This window comes from Geobacter metallireducens GS-15, assembly GCF_000012925.1.
Classification (GTDB): Bacteria; Desulfobacterota; Desulfuromonadia; order Geobacterales; family Geobacteraceae; genus Geobacter; species Geobacter metallireducens.
This window is the reverse complement of the sequence record NC_007517.1, coordinates 2,033,321-2,051,214: the sequence shown is the minus strand read 5'-3', so window position 1 is coordinate 2,051,214 and position 17,894 is coordinate 2,033,321. Positions and strand designations below refer to the sequence as shown.

Here is a 17,894-nt window from a genome sequence, read left to right as displayed (position 1 = left end):
CAGATAAATAGATTGACGTGTAAAACTTCGCTAACTTACCCGCTATCCGTGGAAAATGCAAGCCGTTTTCCTTGTGCTTCGCGAGCTTGACCGCTTCTATATATCGTATTGGCAGCATGCTGTAGGGCGACAAACGCCTTTACTTCAGAACTGAAGGCGTAGTATGTAATAATTTCACCAATAAACTCGATTACAGGGAAGGTTTAACGCAGCATGGCGAGCTTGATCAGGGAAATGACCCTTGAAAACAGTCTGGTTGTCCGTTTTTTTGACCACACCCGTCTCTATTATGGCGATTTTTACCTGGTGAAAGTCGAGATTGTCTGTGTAGTCCCCCTGTGCCCCGACTATTTCGATGAACATGTGGAGATTGAGGAGGTGCGACGTCTTGTCGGGGATCCCGCCATGTACCGACGCACCGTGGAGCAGATGGGTGTTCCCTCCACCGCCATCGCTACCGTGACTGAACAGCTCATCGGCAATTTTATCTCCCATTCGCTTCCTTATTTTTCCGCGTCTGACTTTCCGCGCAAATTCCTCATGACTGAGCTCGCGAGGGCTCGAAATAAGCGCAATCTTTCTGCCCGCATCACGGCGTATCACCATGACTGAAGCCGTTGTCCGGATTGAGTCCCTGGCTTTCGGTGGAGCCGGCTTCGGCCGTGTCGAGGGGAAAGCCTGTTTCGTACCGTTCACCGCGCCGGATGACCTTGCCCGCATACGGCTGAGCCTGGTAAAGAACTCCTATCTTGAAGGGGAAATCGTCGAGCTCCTTGAAGCATCACCACGCAGAGTGGTTCCCCTGTGTCCGGTTTTTGGCATCTGTGGCGGATGCACATGGCAGCATCTTTCCTACGATGACCAGCTTGAGGCGAAGGAACGAATTGTTGGCGACACCCTCTGGCGTTTCGGTCGGATTGAGTCGGAGCGGGTCGCCAGGGCTGTTCCCTCCGACTCCCCCTACGGCTACCGCTCACGGGTCCAGTTCAAGGTGCGCTGGACCGCCGGAAAGCTCCAGATGGGCTTCTACCGCCGCGGATCCCACTATGTCGTGGATATCCCCGAAGGGTGCGCTATCTGCAATTCGGCCCTCAATCAGGTATTGGCGGAGATTCGCCCTGTCATCAGTTGTTTCGCTGAGCCCGACCGTATTCCCCAAGTGGACGTGGCCGTGGGAGATGACGGCGTCACCTTGGCCGTAGTGCATTATATCGGCGACAATCGAGATCGTGCACGGGCGCATTTTACCGCCTGCCGTAGTGATCTCCCAGCGGTGGGTGGACTCCATCTTCAGTGCGGCCGAAAGGAAAGCATTGAACCCCTCTGGGGGGATGATGCTCTCACCTACCGCTTCCCTGGCGACTTCTTGCCGAAACTTCCCTCCATGACCCTGAGCTTCAGCCGAGGCGGCTTCTCTCAGGTCAATTACCGTCAGAACCGGGAACTGCTGCGCGCGGTTCATCGAATGGCGGATCTGACCGGGGAAGAACGGTTGCTGGACCTGTTCTGTGGCAACGGCAACTTTGCCATTCCTCTGTCCCGATATGCCATGGCAGTTGTGGGGATCGAAGACTATGGCCCCTCACTGGAAGATGCAAGGCGCAATGCAGCGGCCAACGGTGCAGGAAAGATCGAGTTCATCCGTTCCGATGCCGCCGCTGGAGTGCGTCAGCTTGTCTCCCGTGAGAAACACTATTCGGTGGTTGTTCTCGACCCTCCGCGGACCGGCGCCAAAGAGGCGGTGACAGAGGTGACCTCCCTCAGGCCGGAGCGGGTTGTCTATGTTTCCTGCGACCCTGCCACCCTGGGAAGGGATCTCGGGCTCTTCCGCAAGTCCGGTTACGATGTCCGCGAATGCCTCCCCGTCGACATGTTCCCCCAAACGTTCCATATTGAAAGTGTCACCTTGCTGAGTAGAGCCGACTGATCCCTGGCCGTTTTAACAGACTTCCCCATACGTTCACGATTTAACGAACAGGAGGATCCATCATGTTTTTTTCCAAGTTATTCCGGAAGGATGCAGCGTCATGTCTGGAAAAAGGCGAAAAGCTCCTGGCTGCCGGCCGCTTTGCTGAAGCACGGCTTTCCCTGGAGGACGCCCTTGAGCGGCTTGATGCTCATTCTCCCGAAGGCGCGACCACGGCTGCCGTCATCAGAGAGAAAATGGTTGTGGCGGGAAACCGTCTCGCCGAGATGAATCTTCAGGAGGCGGAACATTGCCTGAAAAGTGGAGAGTTTGCCAAAGCCGAGGAACACCTTAATTTGACTCTCGATCTGGCAGATGACGTAACCATAAGGGACAAGGCGGTAAAGTCTTTTGCGCTTCTGGAAAAGCAAATCCCCCATGTGCATCACCATGAGAAAAAGGGGGGGTGTGGCGGCTGTGGCGGATCAACGTCGCAACATTCCGAAAACATTGAGCTTGAAGACGATGGTTTGAATGACATGGACCGGTTCGAGCTCCTTGTTCGTCCGTTGCCGGGTGATTTGCCCGAACGTTATGCTGATCTGGGAGAGGAATTTGCAGGAGGGTATCTGGCAGCCCACGGCGGTGACCAGATGACTGCTGAAAAGGTGTTCGAGCGGTTGTTGGCCTCCGGAGAGAGCGACATTCTTCTTTATGAATTGGCAATTCTCTCGCATCAGGGAGGGGACGGGCGCCGTTGCGAGACCCTGTTGCGTCGGGCGCTTGCTTTGAACGACACTAATCCTCTCTGCAACCTCAGCCTGGTGCAGTTGCTGACGGAAAATGGCCGCTTTACCGAAGCGGTGCCTCTTCTGGAACGGATGGTTGAGCGGGACATATTGCCTGATCAGGCAGGGATGTTCCTGGGTGAAATATATCGGGTGCAGGGAGAGAGCGATCGAGCCATTGCCCAGTTTTCGCAACTTCTTTCAACGCCTCTCAAACGGGAAGCGGCTGAGAGGCTGGTGGGACTTCTGGAGACAACCGGACGGTCCCAAGAGGCGGCTTTGGTCGCCAAGCAGTATCTGAAGGGGTGCTGTTAAAGATTCTTGGCGAATTTACTAAAGTTTTCGAGTCCGCATGCCGAAGAGCTTTCATGAGAGACGTACGTCTCTGCAATTCTTTCTCGATACCTAACCGGGAGGAGGTTGTGATGAACAAGTCTGAACTTATTGAGGCATTGGCGGCAGAAAAAGGGCTCACCTACAAGAAGGCGGAGGAGATTGTCTCCATAGTCTTCGATGCAATGACTGACGCCATGGTGCGGAACGAGCGGATCGAGATTCGCGGCTTCGGGAGTTTTGTCGTCAAGGATTACAAGGCTTATACGGGCAGAAACCCCAAAACGGGTGACCCCATTGAAGTGAAACCGAAAAAGCTTCCGTTCTTCAAAGTCGGCAAGGAACTCAAGGAGCGGGTCGATAACGGTCAGTAACCCCTTGCGCCGGCGTTCCGGTATCACCAGCTCTGTCGGAAGTTCAGCAGCCGTTGACAAAAAATTGTCTCTGTTCGAAACCCCTTTGGTGTCGTCGGACCCACCAGGTACGCAAGGCGCTAACTCTTCATGACAAGACTTTGTGTTTTTATCATAGCGGCCCTTGTCTTTGCCGCATCGGCCTTTGCCAACCCCGCCATGAACGGCTCGACGGGCCTCATCACGGTGCCTTCGGCCGAAACGCTCGACGCAGGGAATATCTGCGTGGGGGCTTGGGGAATCAGCACGGCGAAGAACAGCGACAACGCACTGACTGTTCCTGTTGCTCTTACCCTCGGCATTGGTACTTTCTGGGAACTCTACGGCTCATATCCGAACCTTCTTTTTAACGGCGACGAGGAGAAGGCGGGGCAAGGGTACGCCGAACTGGGGTCAAAGCTCAGGGTAATTGGGAAGCGGAGTTCACCCTTTAAGCTGGCGCTTGATCTGTTCCTTCAGCGCCAGATATCAGAGGACGCAGCTGTAGACGGTACCACAAATGGTGGTGGGAAGGTCATCGCTTCCTACACCACGGACCGGTTCGGGGTCCATGCCTATTCCGGGTACCTGCTGGCTGGCTCTCCTGAGGGCAAAAATTTCGATAATGAGATTCTTTACGGCGTGGGCATAGAGTATTCACCGGCGCTCCGAATGAGAGTCACTGGCGAACTTACCGGTAACACCAGCCGTGATCCAGCCCTTGCGGATTCATTGGAGGGACTGGTTGGTTTCCAGTACTATCTCTCCCCCCATCTTACTCTCAACTTGGCCGGCAGTATCGGTTTTGCCGATGGCAGCCCCGATTGGCGTGCGATTTTCGGCCTGACTGCCTGTCAGGGGGTCGGCAGCTACGTTAAGCCGGTGCCACGACTTGGACAGGGACTGGACCCTCTTGATGAACAAAAAAAGAAGGAACCAGTCAAAATCCGCAAGATTATCCCCATTTCCTCGCTTCTTGTCAGCTCCCTTGCACCTCAGGCGCCGGCCAACAAGCTTGAGGTTACGGTTGAGCCCGGTAAGGAGGAGATCACCATCAAGCCCTACGGTCAAGTGACTATTTCGGCTCAACCTGCTGCAGCCAAGGCCGTTTCTTCCGCCACCCTTGAAGAGGTTTCCCTGACTCAGGGAGGGGAAGAAGTCCGGCTGGCGTCACGGGTTTCGGGGACTCTGGAAAACTCCGCCCTTGAGTATACCCTTGCCCGTCTCGAAGGGATCACTCCTCTCTACAGTGTCGATGTGAAGGGGCAGAACGTTCAGGTTGCCTCGGCCCGTGATGGGGATATTGCCGACAGCATGAAGGTCTATCGAAAATTTCGCTTCCCGGACGTCACCTTCGACTTTGACCAGTGGAGTCTCTCGGCGGAGGGAAAGAAGTCCATCTCCGAGGTTGCAGAGCTGGTCCGAAAGGACACGAAGTGGGTTTATCTCAGGGTTGACGGCTATACCGACAATATTGGCTCGACCGACTACAACATGGATCTTTCCCTCAAGCGCGCCGTTTCCGTGGCCAGCTACCTCGTTGCACGGGAGGGAATTGATGCGGCCAAGATCTTCATCAAGGGGCTCGGCAAGTCCAAGCCGCTGGCAGACAATGCAACTTCTGACGGGAGAAAGTTGAATCGCCGGTGCGAGATTCTCTTCCTTATCCCCAAGGAAAGCTGATGAAATCGGCTGTTCCTCTCCTTCTTCTCTCGGCATTACTGATCTCTATTCCTGTCTCTGTCTATCCCCAGGCATCGTCAATTCAGGAAGAAGAGATCGGTACGGTGCGCCTGGGGGGCAGGGCTCCCTGCTTCGACACGAGGGTACGGCGAGAACTTGATTCTTTCGTTTCCAGACTTGCCACCCTTGACTCCGGTCGAGTTGTCAAGATTGAGGCAAATGCATCCTGGGGAGCCAGTCGGGAGGAACGGGTCAGAAATTCGTTACTGCTTGCCCTTGAAGCACATCGGTATCTCCGGTCACGACTCAGATCCGGACTCAACTTGTACATTGCTGCTGCATCCAGTCGCGAAGCGGAAAAGACTACCTTCATCAGGGTGGTCTCTTTTCCTGATTCCTTTGCAACTGCTCATGTCTCAACGGTGGGGAACCGGCAGCCATAACCGGAAACTGTCAGTGGAGTTGCGCCTGAGGGGGCTTTTCGATTACCGGGGGGGATTGGTTCCTGACAGCATGACCGGGACGTGCTACACTGTTTTTCAAGTTCAAGCGTGGCCTGTAACAGAACCGATTTCCTGCAGGGGGTATATGCAATGAGAACTTTGGTGCTTTCGTTCCTCTGTGGTGCTCTTTTCCTTGCGGGGTGCTCTCTCAAGGTTGTCCCGCAGCAGGTTCCCCAAGGGGTCATCAACACCGCCGACAATTCCCAGACAATTACGAATGATGGTATAGCCATCACGGCGGCGAATTCCGACCGGGAAATGGTTTCCTACAATCTCGACGGAACGGTCACCGCATTCGATGTCAGCATCCATAACCGGACCGACCGGGAGGTGGGGTTCGGCGTCGACTCGTTCGTTCTCCTTGATGACCAGAACCGCCAGCATCTCCCTCTTACACCCGAGCGGGTAAAGGAAATAGTTTCACGCGATTCCTACTACCTGATTCCCTATCCCTATGTGGGGTTTTACTATCTGGAAGATTACGAGAGGACATCTTCGTACACTGAAACCGGATCCCAACTTCCCTATTACTATGAAGTCTATCCCCAGGACATCTTTACCCGGGCACTCAACGCCGCCACTGTTATTCCCGGAGCCACGGCGGAGGGACTCGTCTATTTCAGGATCGATCTGGCAGCAATAAAGGGAATGAAGCTCCTCGTCTTCCGGAAGGGGGCGTCAAAATCCGCACCGCCCGATTTTACCTTCCCCTTTGTCATCTCCAAATAACGCGCAAGGACACGGACGTCCATGACTATCCTCTATGTCCTTGAGGCCCTGGGGGGGCTCGGCCTTTTCATCCTCGGCATGAAGACCATGACCGAAGGACTCCAGAAGCTTGCCGGCGACAGGTTCCGCCGAACTCTGGAGAGGGTTGCCGGTAATCGGCTGGCCGCGGCCCTTCTTGGCAGTTCACTTTCGTCACTTCTCCAATCGTCGAGCGCCGCCTGCATCATTACCATCGGCTTTGTCAACGCCGGGCTCATTTCCCTCTACCAGGCCCTGGGAATTCTCCTCGGCACCGGCATCGGCACGACACTGGCGGTCCAGTTCATCGCCTTCAAGATTACTTCCTTCGCCCTTCCCGCTATCTTCATCGGGGTGGCACTCAGGTTCTTCGTGCGCCGCCGCCGCTGGGTGAACGCCGGCGAGTTGCTACTCGGCGCAGGGCTCCTCTTTCTCGGCCTCCGCGTAATGGAGGCAAATCTCCAGCCCCTGCAGCAGAACGCCATAATCTTCGGCCACGACACGTTCTTGATTTCCAAGCACCTTACAGCCGTTCTCTTCGGGGCACTCCTCACCCTCCTCGTGCAGTCGGGAAGTACCGCGATCGGCATCGTCATGGCCCTGGCAGGAAGCGGGCTCGTCTCCTTCGAGACGGGTGCCGCAATGGTCATCGGCGAACTTGTCGGCACATCGGTCATCACTGCTGTTGCATCCATAGGGGGTACCCTTGAAGCGAAGCGCGCAGTCTTTTTCTACTTTGTAATCAATATATTTGCCGTTACCGTTGTGATGCTCTTTTTTCCTGCATTCATCGAGTTCGTCGTTACCCTGTCGCCTGCGGATCTTTCCTCGTCAGCCTCGGTTTCGCGGGTGCTGGCCAATACCCACACGGTCTTCAGCATCCTCAGCGCCTGCATCTTCCTTCCCCTCATCGGCTTCTTCGCCCGCTCGGCCCCTCGCATCATTCCCGGCAGCGAGCGGGCTTCCAGTGTCGAAGCACGGACGGTCTTCATTGACAACCGCGTCATCAACACCCCTCCCATCGCACTTCTCCAGGCCCGGAACGAACTGAGAAGAATGGCCGGAATCACCCGCACCATGTACGATGAAATGGTCGAGCAGTTCTTCCGCTATGATGCCAAGAAGTCCACTGCCATTGCCCAGAAGGAGAACACCATCGACATCCTCCAGAGGGATCTGTCCGATTTTTTGGTGACCCTTTCGCGGCAGCCGCTCCCACCGGAAGAGTCAATGGATATTCCGGTCATGCTGCAGCTCATCAGTGAGCTTGAGCATGTTGCGGACCAGTCTGAGGCGATCCTCGATTATTTGCGAAAGAAGAAAGAGGAAAAACTCCTCTTCTCAACCACGGCAATGCACGAGATCAGGAATCTGGCGCGCAAGGCAGAGGAAATGGTTGCTCTGGCGGTGGAAACAATCGAAACTCCTGCCGCGGATGCCATTGAAAAGGGGCGGGGGCTGAGGGACGAGGTGGTGCAGATGCGGGAGGCGATGCTCAATGGGCATATCAAGCGCCTCTCCACCGGCAAGTGCACAGTGCGGGCCGGGATCATCTACGCTGACATGATTTCGGCGTTTGCCAAAGTAGCCGATTCCTGTCTCACCATCATAGAAACCAGGAGGGAATTCACCTGATGCATGACGTACTGGCATCCATTGACCTTGGCACCAACACGGCTCGGCTCCTCATCGGGAAAGTGGAGGGAGGAGCTGTGGCCCCGATTCTCGTCAAGCGCCGCATAACACGACTTGGCGGGGGATTCACTCGGGAGGCCGGGATTTCTCCCGAGGCGTGGCAACGCTCCCTCGATGCATTGATTGATTTTGCCGCAGAGATGAAACGGGGAGGCGTTACGCGGCTGAGGGCCGTTGCCACGAGTGCGGTCCGCGATGCAGTCAATGGCGCCGCGTTCTGCAGCGAGGTGACTGAGCGGACCGGCATCCGGTTGGAGGTGATCGACGGTGAGGAGGAGGGGCTGTTGACATTGGCTGGGGTGATTTCGGGATTGAACCGCAAGGAAGGGGACTTCTTCGTTTTTGATGTGGGAGGAGGGAGCACCGAGTACACCCTGGCCGAATCACGCAGGCCGCTCCATACCGAGAGTCTCCCCCTCGGAGTGGTCAGGCTCACCGAAGGGAAACCCGATGTCCCGGCCATGGAAGAAAAAATCGGCAGGGAACTGGCCGGGCTCGGGAAAAGTCTTGAAGGGGAGGGCCTCCGGGGACGCCTCGATGGGGCAACGCTCGTCGGTACTGCCGGCACGGCAACAACCCTGGCAGCCATCAGCCTCCAGATGACCGACTATGACTACCGCCGCGTGAACAATCATGTCATCACCCGTGATGAGATCGGGAGGATCTTTACGATGCTCCTTCCCCTATCTTCAGAAGAACGCCTTACGGTGCCCGGGCTCGAAAAGGGACGTGAAGACCTCATAATCGCGGGCATCCTCATCACCCTCAAGACTATGGATGTCTTCGGTTTTGACCGGATGACCGTGAGCGACTTCGGGCTTTTGGAGGGAGTGTTGCTTGGCCTCGGCGTTTGATAGTATCAAACCCCTACAAAAGCTCTAAAAACCCAAAGGAGTTGACTTACAATCCGCTTATTTTGTATAGTCCTTGAACCGTTAAGGGGGGCTTTCCCCTTATTTTATTTTCCAGGGATTATACACACCATGAAGGAAATTCTTTCCGGCAACGAAGCCATCGCTCGGGGTGCTTTTGAGGCGGGGGTGAAGGTTGCCAGCGCCTACCCCGGCACCCCATCCACAGAAATCCTCGAAACTATCGTCAACTACAAAGAAATAGACGCCTCCTGGGCATCCAACGAAAAGGTTGCCGTTGAGGTGGCCATCGGTGCCTCCTTTGGCGGCGGACGGGCCATCGCGTGCATGAAGCACGTGGGGGTCAACGTGGCGGCCGATCCCCTGTTCACCCTGTCCTATACCGGCGTCGGGGGGGGATTTGTCCTGGTGGTTGCCGACGACCCGGAGATGCATTCGTCCCAGAACGAGCAGGACAGCCGCAATTATGCCAAGTTCGCCAAGGTGCCGATGCTGGAGCCGTCTGACTCCCAGGAGTGCAAGGAGTTCACCCGGATCGCCTTTGAACTATCCGAGCAGTTCGATACCCCGGTGATGCTCCGCAGCTGCACCCGCATTTCCCACGGGAAATCCATCGTTGAACTGGCGGAACCGGTGGCCGGTCTCCCGACCCCGAAGCTCGTAAAGAACCCCTCCAAGCTCGTCATGCTTCCCGGCAACGCCAAGATCCGTCACCCGTTCGTGGAGGAGCGGCTCGTGAAGCTTGCCGAGTATGGCGCCACGGCAACCCTCAACCGGATTGAGATGCGTGACACCGAGATCGGCATCATCACTGCCGGCGTTTCGTACCAGTATGTGCGCGAGGTGCTCCCCACCGCGTCGGTCCTCAAACTCGGCATGGTCCATCCGCTCCCCATGGCGCTCATTAAGGAGTTTGCCGCCAAGGTGAAGAAGCTGTACGTTGTCGAAGAGCTTGATCCCTTTATCGAGGAGCAGGTGAAAGCCGCCGGCATCGCAGTCATCGGCAAGGAGATCATCTCCCGTTGCGGGGAGCTCACCCCCGGAAGGCTCCGCAAGGCATTCAACCTCCCTGACGCAAGCCAGACCACCGTTGAAAAGCTCCCGGGTCGTCCTCCCAACATGTGCCCCGGCTGTCCCCACCGGGGGGTCTTTTACAGCCTCAGCCAGCTCAAGGCATACGTCACCGGCGATATCGGCTGCTACACCCTCGGCTTCATGCCCCCCCTCAACGCCATGGATACCTGTGTCTGCATGGGTGCGAGCATAAGCAGCGCCAGCGGCATGGTCCGGGTCCTTTCCCCCGAAGAAAAGAAGAAAGTGGTGGCGGTCATTGGCGACTCCACCTTCCTTCATACCGGCATAAACAGTCTCATGGAGATGGCCTACAATCAGTCTCCCGCCACGGTCGTGCTCCTCGACAACCGGATAACCGCCATGACCGGACGCCAGGATAACCCCGCCTCCGGCTGGACCCTGTCGGGCGGCGAGACCAACGCCGTCGATCTTGTGCAACTCTGCAAGGCCGTCGGTATCAGGCACGTGCGGGTGGTCGACCCCTTGAACCTGGAAGAAACCCGTGCAGCGCTCAATGAGGAGATGGAACGCCCCGAGCCGTCAGTCATCATAACCAACCGTCCCTGTGTGCTGGTGAAGCGTGAAGGGGTATTCAAAAAAGGGCTTCTCCTCTCGATTGACCAGGATCACTGCACCGGCTGCAAAGCATGCCTCAAGATCGGCTGTCCGGCCATCGAGTGGCAGCCAGCCCCTGACGGGAAGAAGGGGAAGGCATACATCGACCCGCTGCTCTGCAACGGATGCGACGTCTGCCGACAGCTTTGCAAATTCAACGCGATCGGGAGTGCCAAATGAGCGACACCATCACCAACATCCTCCTTGTCGGCGTGGGTGGGCAGGGGATTCTGCTCGCCTCGGAGGTTCTTTCGGAGACCTTCATGCAGGCCGGTTACGACGTAAAGAAAAGCGAGATCCACGGCATGTCCCAGCGGGGAGGGAGCGTCGTATCCCACGTCCGTTACGGCCGGGAAGTTCACTCCCCCATCATTCCCGAAGGTGAAGGGGATATTCTTTTCGGCTTCGAGATACTGGAAACCTACCGCTCACTTCCCCTCATGAAAAACGGTGGGACAGTGATTGCCAACGACCTGCGCATTCCACCGCCATCGGTTCTCCTTGGGCAGGAGACCTATCCGGACGACCTTCCCGGCAAGATCGCGGCCATGTTCCCCGATTCACTCCTGGTTGACGGCCAGAAGCTGGCCGCCGAGGCGGGAAATGTCCGTGCAGCCAATACGGTGCTTCTCGGGGCTGTGTCGAAGCGGCTCGACATTCCCGATGAATGTTGGATCAAGGCCCTGGAAAAGATGATTCCACCGAAGGCCCTCAAAGTTAACCATGTTGCGTTCCAACTGGGCCGGAGTCTTTGATCGGGTAAGGAGTTCACGATGAGCTATTACAATGAAGAGTTCGAGACGCTTCCCCGCCAAGCCCTGGAGGCCCTGCAGCTCAAACGGCTTCAGGCCACTGTAGCCCGGGTTTGCACATCGGTTCCCTTCTACCGGCAGAGCTTTGACCGGGCCGGCATCACCCCCGACAGTGTCAAGTCCCTGGCCGATCTGCAACGGCTCCCCTTCACCCTAAAGCAGAACATGCGCGACAGCTACCCCTATGGCCTCTTTGCGGCGCCCATGGAGGAGATTGTCCGCATCCATGCTTCCTCCGGCACCACCGGTAAGCCGACCGTGGTCGGCTACACCCGCAAGGACATCGATACCTGGTCCGAGCTCATGGCCCGCTCCTACGCCGCCGCCGGGGTCCACCGGGGGGACATCATCCATAACTCCTACGGCTACGGCCTCTTCACCGGCGGCCTTGGCGCCCACTATGGCGCGGAGAAGCTCGGCGCTTCAGTCATCCCCATGTCGGGGGGGAACACCAAGAAGCAGATTTTAATCATGAAGGATTTCGGTTCCACGGTCCTCACCTGCACCCCGTCATATTCGCTCTTCATGTCCGAGGCCGCACGGGAGGAAGGAGTGGATTTCCGCGAGTTGAAGCTCCGCGTCGGTATCTTCGGGGCAGAACCGTGGTCAGAGGCGATGCGGAGCGAGATTGAGGAGAAGCTGAACCTCTGCGCCATCGACATCTACGGCCTGTCGGAAATAATGGGGCCGGGTGTGGCCATCGAATGCTGCGAGGCGAAGAAGGGGCTCCACATCTGGGAAGACCACTTCATCCCCGAAATCATCAATCCCGAGACCGGTGAGGTTCTTCCGGAAGGGGAGCGAGGCGAACTGGTCATCACCACTATCACCAAGGAGGGGATCCCCCTCATCCGGTACCGTACCCGCGACATCACAAGCCTCACGTACGAGCCGTGTGCCTGCGGCAGGACCCACGCCCGCCTTACCCGTATGACCGGCAGAAGCGATGACATGCTCATTATCCGCGGAGTCAACGTGTTCCCGTCGCAGATTGAGTCAATCCTCATGGGAATCGAGGGGGTCGAACCCCACTATGTTCTCATTGTCGACCGCAAGGATAACCTGGATTCCCTTGAGGTTCAGGTGGAAGTGGACGAACGGCTCTTCTCCGATGAGATCAAGGTGCTCCAGTCCCTGTCCCAACGGGTCGAAAAGGAGATAAAGGACATTCTTGGCATATCATGCCGGGTCCGTCTTGTGGAACCCCAGACCATAACCCGGAGTGAAGGCAAGGCGAAGCGGGTCATCGACAATCGGAAAAGCAGCTGATGCCCGCCGGGGCACACTCGTGCCGCGTCCAAAACAAGGAGAGCGAGCAGGCCTGACCCTGCGAGGAGGATGGAATGAACGTTGAGCAGATCTCAATTTTTATTGAAAACAAGTCCGGCCGTCTTGCTGAAATCACCAAGGTCCTTGGCGACGCGGGGGTAAATATCCGTGCACTCTCCCTGGCTGACACCTCTGACTTCGGCATTCTGCGCCTCATCGTCAATGACCGGGAAACAGCGAAGCAGGTCCTGAAGGAAAGGGGCTTTACCGTCAGCAAGACCGAGGTGGTGGCCGTCGAGGTCCCCGACCGTCCCGGCGGCCTCTCCCAGATCCTTCAGGCACTGGACCGCGATCAGATCAACGTGGAATACATGTACGCCTTTGTGGAGCGGTGCGGTGAGAATGCCGTCATCATCTTCCGTTTCGACGAGACCGCAAAAGCAATCAGTACCCTCACGGGAAATGGATTCACTGTTCTCAAGGGCGCCCGGCTCTACGCCATGTGATCGCTACGCTGGGAGAGCCGCGGGGATCATCAGGGGAGACTGGGAGTTGGTGAAGTAATCAACGGGGAGGTTGTCCATGCTGAAGAAAAGTTCTTTCATACTGACGTTTGTCGTGTCGCTGGCTCTTCTGGCCGGAAGCGCCCTTGCGGCTCCCCCCATCAAGATCGGCGGGCTCTTCGCTGTGACTGGTCCTGCATCGTTCCTTGGCGAGCCTGAGCGCAACACCGCCCAGATGGTGGTGAACGGGATCAATGCTGCCGGTGGCGTCAAAGGTCGCAAGCTTGAACTGATCGCCTACGACACGCAAGGGGATGCCACCAAGGCGGTGCAGGCTGCCAACCGCCTCATCAAAGAGGACAAGGTTGCCGCAATCATAGGCCCCAGCACCACTGGTGACACCATGGCCGTCATTCCGGTTGTGGAACGGGCAAGAATTCCGATGATTTCCTGTGCCGCCGGAAGCAAAATCACCGAGCCGGTCAAAAAGTGGATTTTCAAGACCGCTCAGAATGATGGCCTCGCCGTGGCGAGAATCTATGGGGATCTGAAGAGGAAAAAAATATCAAAGATTGCTATCCTCACCGTTTCCGACGGTTTCGGTTCGTCGGGACGCGAGCAGCTGAAGGCGCAGGCATCGGCCTACGGGATCAGGATCGTGTCTGACGACACCTATGGCCCGAAGGATACCGACATGACAGCCCAGCTTACCAAAATCAAGGGGAGCGGCGCCCAGGCCGTCATCTGCTGGGGCACCAATCCGGGGCCGGCAGTGGTTGCCCGCAACGCCAAGCAGCTTGGCCTGAAGCTTCCCCTCTACATGAGCCACGGCGTTTCCTCCAAGAAGTTCATCGGTCTTGCCGGAGGTGCTGCCGAAGGAATCCTTCTCCCGTCCGGACGAGTTATCGTGGCCGATCTGCTTCCCAATTCAGACCGTCAGAAAAAGTCCCTTCTTGCCTTCGTGAAGGATTACCAGAAGCACTACAAGGCGGAGGGTGACCACTTTGGCGGCCATGCCTGGGATGCGATCATGCTTCTCAAAGGCGCTATCGAGCGTGGCGGCGAAAATCCGGCAGCCATACGGGACCAGCTGGAACGGACGCGGGGCTTTGCCGGCATCGGCGGTGTTTTCAGCTACTCTCCTTCCGATCACGCGGGACTCACCAAGGACGCTTTCGTCCTTGTGGAGATAAGAAAACAAGATTTCGCCCTGGTCAAGTAACCGCTTAATCATACATGGACCTTCAACCAATCAAGGGAGCGCAGGCTTTGTCGGTCTGCGCTCCCTCCTTGTGAGCCAGACACATAATCTATGCATATCGGTCAGCAGATAGCGCAGTACCTTCTTTCAGGCCTGTCGACGGGAGCCATCTACGCCCTTATCGGCGTCGGCTTCGCCATTATCCACAATGCCACCGGCATCATAAATTTTGCCCAGGGTGAATTCGTGATGTTGGGGGGCATGTTCACGGTGTTCTTTCTCACGGTTCTCAATCTGCCGCTTCTGGTCTCGGTAATTTTGGCAATAGCCGCATCAACCATTGCGGGGGTTGCCTTCGAGCGGCTCGCCATACGTCCCATGAAGAACGCTTCCCCCATCAGCCTGGTCATCATCACCGTCGGCGGGAGCATCCTCATCCGGGGAATCGCCATGCTCGTCTGGGGGAAGGATACCCATGCGCTCGAAACCTTTTCCGGCAACGAGCCGATCCAACTGGGGGAGGCGACGATCCTGCCGCAGCATCTCTGGATTTTCGCCGTGACGACGGTTGTCATCATCTGCAGCAAGCTCTATTTCAACTACACTATCAGCGGCAAGGCCATGCGGGCCTGTGCGTACAACAGCCGCGCCGCGGGGCTCGTGGGAATTGACGTCAGGCGCATGGTGCTTTTCTCCTTCGCCATCAGCTCCGCCATGGGCTCCATGGCCGGCATCATCATCGCCCCCCTCACCATGACCTCCTACGATGTCGGCGTGATGCTGGGCCTCAAGGGATTTTGTGCCGCCATCATCGGAGGAATGAGCAGCGGACTCGGCACCGTATTCGGCGGTGTGATCCTCGGAATTCTTGAATCCCTCGGCGCCGGCATTTTCTCGTCCGGCTACAAGGATGCCATCGCCTTCATCATTCTGCTCATTATCCTCTTCATCCGTCCCCATGGGCTCTTCTCAAAAGGCGATACGGAGCGGGTTTAACAAACACGGGCTCTTGTTATGACGAAATTGAGATCATTCCTGAAACATGAAATGGTGAAGTTCATCCTGTTCACCATCCTGATCCTCTTCCTTCCCTTGGCGTTCAAGGGAGGGTATCTCCTCAACGTTTTTGTCTTTGTAGGGATCCACACCCTCCTTGCCGTGGCGTTGAACCTGCTTCTTGGGTACGCGGGGCAGATTTCCCTGGGGCATGCCGCCTTTTTCGGGCTCGGCGCCTATGCTTCGGGGATACTGACCGCAACCCATGGCCAGAACCCCTGGCTTGCCATGGCGGTTGTGGCTGCTGCCGTGGGCACCCTTGCCTTCATCATCGGGTTCCCGATCCTGAAGCTCAAAGGGCACTACCTGGCCATGGCAACCCTTGGCTTCGGCATTATCGTGTACATCGCTTTCAACGAGGCGGTTGAGTTGACAGGTGGCCCTTCCGGGTTTTCGGGAATTCCGAATCTCTCCCTTGGTGGATTTTCCTTCGACACGGATTTCAAGAATTACTACCTCATCTGGGGGATGACGCTGGTGACGATCCTCCTGTCGCTCAATCTGGTCAATTCCCGCATCGGGAGGGGATTGAAGGCGATCCACGATTCCGAGGTGGCTGCACGGGTGATGGGGGTGAACGTACGGTTTCTCAAGGTACAGATTTTTGCCCTGTCGGCGGTAATTTCTTCCATAGCAGGCAGCCTTTACGCCCACACCATGACCTTTGTCTCCCCCACCTCCTTTGGTTTCAATTTTTCGGTGGAACTGGTGACCATGGTAATCATCGGCGGACTCGGGAGCATCTACGGCTCGTTCCTCGGCGCAGCGCTCCTGACATTCCTGCCCGAGATTCTCAGGGCGTTTCAGGATTACGACATCGTGGTCTACGGCCTTCTGCTCATCTTCATGACCCTGTTTATGCCCGGCGGCCTTGTCCGGGGGATTCCGGCGCTCGTGGGCCAGATCGTCTCGCGGGCCGGGGCAGGGAGCAAGGCCGATGCTTGAGGTTCAGGGAATCACGCAACGTTTTGGTGGGGTCACCGCCCTCGAAGATGTCTCCTTCCGGGTGGCGGATGGGGCCATCACCGGCATCATCGGTCCCAACGGCGCCGGGAAAACCACGCTCTTCAATATTGTGACCGGCATCTATACGCCAACCTGCGGTACGGTGCATCTGCAGGGAAAGAACGTGACCCGTTTCACGCCGGAACGGCTGGCTTCCCTCGGCATGGTCCGTACCTTCCAGAATATCGAGCTCTTCGGCAGGATGACGGTGCTGGAGAATGTGATGGTCGGTCTCCACACGAAAGGGAAGAGTGGCATCATCGCTTCGTCTCTCAGGCTTCCCTGGCAGGTGGCCGAAGAGCGAAGGTTCCGGGAGCGGGCTCTTCACTGGCTCGAATTCACGGGGATCACCGACCTGGCTGACCATGAGGCGGGGAGTCTTCCCTTTGGCAAGGGTCGACTCCTTGAAATCGCCCGGGCAATGGCCCTAGAGCCGAAGGTAATTCTCATGGACGAGCCGGCCGCAGGCCTCAACAGCCGGGAAACCCTTGAGCTGGCGCGTCTCATCCAGAAAATCCGGGAATCGGGTGTCACCGTTGCCCTTGTGGAGCATGACATGGAACTCGTCATGGACATCTGCGACGCCATCGTGGTTCTCAATCTGGGGCGCAAGCTGGCCCAAGGGACGCCGCGGGAAATTCAGGAAAATCCGGAAGTGATATCAGCCTATCTCGGGGAAGGATAGGGAATGCTGAAAATCAAGAACATCAACACCTTCTACGGCAAGGTTCACGCCCTCAAAAACATCTCGATTCACCTGAAGCAGGGAGAGATTGTCACGCTGATCGGCGCCAACGGCGCGGGCAAGACGACAATCCTCAATTCCATCTCCGCCGTGACACCACCGGCCACCGGGCAGATTCATTTTGACGACCAAGATATTGCTGGCCTCGGACCCGACAGGATCGTGAAGCTTGGCATCTGCCAGGTTCCCGAAGGGAGGCAGGTCTTTAAACCCCTCTCCGTGGAGGACAATCTGGACCTGGGAGCCTATCTCCGCTACCGGGGGAGGGAAGGGCGGAGCGCCATCCGCAAGGACCTGGACGACATGTATGCCCTCTTTCCCCGGCTCCACGAGCGGCGCAAGCAGGCTGCCGGAACTCTTTCCGGCGGCGAGCAGCAGATGCTGGCCATGGGGAGGGCACTCATGGCGCGGCCCAAACTCCTCCTGCTCGATGAGCCTTCAATGGGACTTGCTCCCCTTGTGGTTCAGGAGATTTTTCGGGTCATCGAGCAGCTCCGAAGCGAGCGGGGGACCACCGTGCTCCTCGTGGAGCAGAACGCCAAGGCGGCCCTCAAGATGGCAGACCGGGGGTATGTGCTTGAAACAGGTAAAGTAGTGCTTGAAGGAATTGCCTCTGAGTTGTTGGAAAACAAGGAGGTTCAGAGGGCTTACCTCGGGAAAGACAAGAAGGAAATCTGGGAAAGATAGGCGAGGTC

Annotated in this window: 18 protein-coding genes; 17 read left to right on the top strand and 1 reads right to left on the bottom strand. The window is 57.0% G+C overall.

The annotated features are described in order from the left end of the window. The first annotated feature begins 213 nt into the window (after positions 1-213). Together GMET_RS09245 and rlmD are read left to right on the top strand one after the other, a co-directional pair. Positions 214-612, top strand: a complete 399-nt coding sequence (locus GMET_RS09245; RefSeq protein WP_004512010.1) for a hypothetical protein — start codon at positions 214-216, stop codon at positions 610-612. Further along, positions 605-1,927: a 23S rRNA (uracil(1939)-C(5))-methyltransferase RlmD gene (gene rlmD / locus GMET_RS09240; RefSeq protein WP_004512011.1), complete on the top strand. Its 1,323-nt coding sequence runs from the start codon at positions 605-607 to the stop codon at positions 1,925-1,927. Before GMET_RS09245 ends, rlmD begins: the two co-directional genes overlap by 8 nt. Before the next feature lie 98 nt (positions 1,928-2,025). On the opposite strand, the gene GMET_RS19010 is transcribed toward rlmD, so the two are convergent. Then, positions 2,026-2,217 (bottom strand): hypothetical protein, encoded by a 192-nt coding sequence (locus tag GMET_RS19010; RefSeq protein ID WP_238378893.1) that lies wholly within the window; start codon positions 2,215-2,217, stop codon positions 2,026-2,028. On the opposite strand from GMET_RS19010, the gene GMET_RS09235 reads away from it, so the two are divergent. The 15 genes from GMET_RS09235 (at position 2,194) to GMET_RS09160 (ending at position 17,886) form a co-directional block, all read left to right on the top strand. After that, the gene (locus GMET_RS09235; protein ID WP_238378892.1) at positions 2,194-3,009 is read left to right on the top strand and encodes a tetratricopeptide repeat protein; all 816 of its coding nucleotides are present in this window, start codon (positions 2,194-2,196) and stop codon (positions 3,007-3,009) included. The genes GMET_RS19010 and GMET_RS09235 overlap by 24 nt on opposite strands. 110 nt (positions 3,010-3,119) lie before the next feature. Continuing rightward, positions 3,120-3,401 carry an HU family DNA-binding protein gene (locus GMET_RS09230; RefSeq protein WP_004512013.1) on the top strand — a complete coding sequence of 94 codons (282 nt, stop codon included), beginning with the start codon at positions 3,120-3,122 and terminating at the stop codon, positions 3,399-3,401. A 129-nt stretch (positions 3,402-3,530) separates the two neighbouring features. Continuing rightward, on the top strand, positions 3,531-5,102 hold the full coding sequence (locus tag GMET_RS09225) for an OmpA family protein (RefSeq protein WP_004512014.1): 1,572 nt from the start codon (positions 3,531-3,533) through the stop codon (positions 5,100-5,102). A gap of 593 nt (positions 5,103-5,695) precedes the next feature. Further along, positions 5,696-6,334, top strand: a complete 639-nt coding sequence (locus tag GMET_RS09215) for a hypothetical protein (protein ID WP_004512015.1) — start codon at positions 5,696-5,698, stop codon at positions 6,332-6,334. 21 nt (positions 6,335-6,355) lie between these two features. Next, positions 6,356-7,987, top strand: coding sequence for a Na/Pi cotransporter family protein (locus tag GMET_RS09210; RefSeq protein ID WP_004512016.1), 1,632 nt, complete (start codon positions 6,356-6,358; stop codon positions 7,985-7,987). Next, a complete protein-coding gene (locus tag GMET_RS09205) occupies positions 7,987-8,901 on the top strand; it encodes an exopolyphosphatase (RefSeq protein WP_004512017.1) in 915 nt (304 codons plus the stop codon). Before GMET_RS09210 ends, GMET_RS09205 begins: the two co-directional genes overlap by 1 nt. Before the next feature lie 129 nt (positions 8,902-9,030). Beyond that, positions 9,031-10,788 (top strand): indolepyruvate ferredoxin oxidoreductase subunit alpha, encoded by a 1,758-nt coding sequence (gene iorA / locus GMET_RS09200; RefSeq protein WP_004512018.1) that lies wholly within the window; start codon positions 9,031-9,033, stop codon positions 10,786-10,788. Next, on the top strand, positions 10,785-11,363 hold the full coding sequence (locus tag GMET_RS09195; protein ID WP_004512019.1) for an indolepyruvate oxidoreductase subunit beta: 579 nt from the start codon (positions 10,785-10,787) through the stop codon (positions 11,361-11,363). The genes iorA and GMET_RS09195 overlap by 4 nt, the downstream gene beginning before the upstream one ends. 18 nt (positions 11,364-11,381) lie before the next feature. After that, positions 11,382-12,689 carry a phenylacetate--CoA ligase family protein gene (locus tag GMET_RS09190; protein ID WP_004512020.1) on the top strand — a complete coding sequence of 436 codons (1,308 nt, stop codon included), beginning with the start codon at positions 11,382-11,384 and terminating at the stop codon, positions 12,687-12,689. A 74-nt stretch (positions 12,690-12,763) separates the two neighbouring features. Continuing rightward, a complete protein-coding gene (locus GMET_RS09185; RefSeq protein ID WP_004512021.1) occupies positions 12,764-13,195 on the top strand; it encodes an ACT domain-containing protein in 432 nt (143 codons plus the stop codon). 76 nt (positions 13,196-13,271) lie between these two features. Continuing rightward, entirely contained in the window at positions 13,272-14,414 is a 1,143-nt protein-coding gene (locus GMET_RS09180) for an ABC transporter substrate-binding protein (RefSeq protein WP_004512022.1), read from the top strand. Between the two features lie 90 nt (positions 14,415-14,504). After that, on the top strand, positions 14,505-15,389 hold the full coding sequence (locus GMET_RS09175; protein WP_004512023.1) for a branched-chain amino acid ABC transporter permease: 885 nt from the start codon (positions 14,505-14,507) through the stop codon (positions 15,387-15,389). An 18-nt stretch (positions 15,390-15,407) separates the two neighbouring features. Beyond that, positions 15,408-16,394 carry a branched-chain amino acid ABC transporter permease gene (locus GMET_RS09170; protein ID WP_004512024.1) on the top strand — a complete coding sequence of 329 codons (987 nt, stop codon included), beginning with the start codon at positions 15,408-15,410 and terminating at the stop codon, positions 16,392-16,394. Next, positions 16,387-17,139, top strand: a complete 753-nt coding sequence (locus GMET_RS09165) for an ABC transporter ATP-binding protein (protein ID WP_004512025.1) — start codon at positions 16,387-16,389, stop codon at positions 17,137-17,139. The genes GMET_RS09170 and GMET_RS09165 overlap by 8 nt, the downstream gene beginning before the upstream one ends. A gap of 3 nt (positions 17,140-17,142) precedes the next feature. After that, a complete protein-coding gene (locus GMET_RS09160; RefSeq protein WP_004512026.1) occupies positions 17,143-17,886 on the top strand; it encodes an ABC transporter ATP-binding protein in 744 nt (247 codons plus the stop codon). Positions 17,887-17,894: the final 8 nt, after the last annotated feature.

What these genes read in the sequence shown, in the direction of transcription:
- GMET_RS09245 (WP_004512010.1), top strand. Translation starts at nt 214, where the DNA reads ATGGCGAGCTTGATCAGGGAAATGACCCTTGAAAACAGTCTGGTTGTC.
- rlmD (WP_004512011.1), top strand. Translation starts at nt 605, where the DNA reads ATGACTGAAGCCGTTGTCCGGATTGAGTCCCTGGCTTTCGGTGGAGCC.
- GMET_RS09235 (WP_238378892.1), top strand. Translation starts at nt 2,194, where the DNA reads ATGAATCTTCAGGAGGCGGAACATTGCCTGAAAAGTGGAGAGTTTGCC.
- GMET_RS19010 (WP_238378893.1), bottom strand. Translation starts at nt 2,217, where the DNA reads ATGTTCCGCCTCCTGAAGATTCATCTCGGCGAGACGGTTTCCCGCCAC.
- GMET_RS09230 (WP_004512013.1), top strand. Translation starts at nt 3,120, where the DNA reads ATGAACAAGTCTGAACTTATTGAGGCATTGGCGGCAGAAAAAGGGCTC.
- GMET_RS09225 (WP_004512014.1), top strand. Translation starts at nt 3,531, where the DNA reads ATGACAAGACTTTGTGTTTTTATCATAGCGGCCCTTGTCTTTGCCGCA.
- GMET_RS09215 (WP_004512015.1), top strand. Translation starts at nt 5,696, where the DNA reads ATGAGAACTTTGGTGCTTTCGTTCCTCTGTGGTGCTCTTTTCCTTGCG.
- GMET_RS09210 (WP_004512016.1), top strand. Translation starts at nt 6,356, where the DNA reads ATGACTATCCTCTATGTCCTTGAGGCCCTGGGGGGGCTCGGCCTTTTC.
- GMET_RS09205 (WP_004512017.1), top strand. Translation starts at nt 7,987, where the DNA reads ATGCATGACGTACTGGCATCCATTGACCTTGGCACCAACACGGCTCGG.
- iorA (WP_004512018.1), top strand. Translation starts at nt 9,031, where the DNA reads ATGAAGGAAATTCTTTCCGGCAACGAAGCCATCGCTCGGGGTGCTTTT.
- GMET_RS09195 (WP_004512019.1), top strand. Translation starts at nt 10,785, where the DNA reads ATGAGCGACACCATCACCAACATCCTCCTTGTCGGCGTGGGTGGGCAG.
- GMET_RS09190 (WP_004512020.1), top strand. Translation starts at nt 11,382, where the DNA reads ATGAGCTATTACAATGAAGAGTTCGAGACGCTTCCCCGCCAAGCCCTG.
- GMET_RS09185 (WP_004512021.1), top strand. Translation starts at nt 12,764, where the DNA reads ATGAACGTTGAGCAGATCTCAATTTTTATTGAAAACAAGTCCGGCCGT.
- GMET_RS09180 (WP_004512022.1), top strand. Translation starts at nt 13,272, where the DNA reads ATGCTGAAGAAAAGTTCTTTCATACTGACGTTTGTCGTGTCGCTGGCT.
- GMET_RS09175 (WP_004512023.1), top strand. Translation starts at nt 14,505, where the DNA reads ATGCATATCGGTCAGCAGATAGCGCAGTACCTTCTTTCAGGCCTGTCG.
- GMET_RS09170 (WP_004512024.1), top strand. Translation starts at nt 15,408, where the DNA reads ATGACGAAATTGAGATCATTCCTGAAACATGAAATGGTGAAGTTCATC.
- GMET_RS09165 (WP_004512025.1), top strand. Translation starts at nt 16,387, where the DNA reads ATGCTTGAGGTTCAGGGAATCACGCAACGTTTTGGTGGGGTCACCGCC.
- GMET_RS09160 (WP_004512026.1), top strand. Translation starts at nt 17,143, where the DNA reads ATGCTGAAAATCAAGAACATCAACACCTTCTACGGCAAGGTTCACGCC.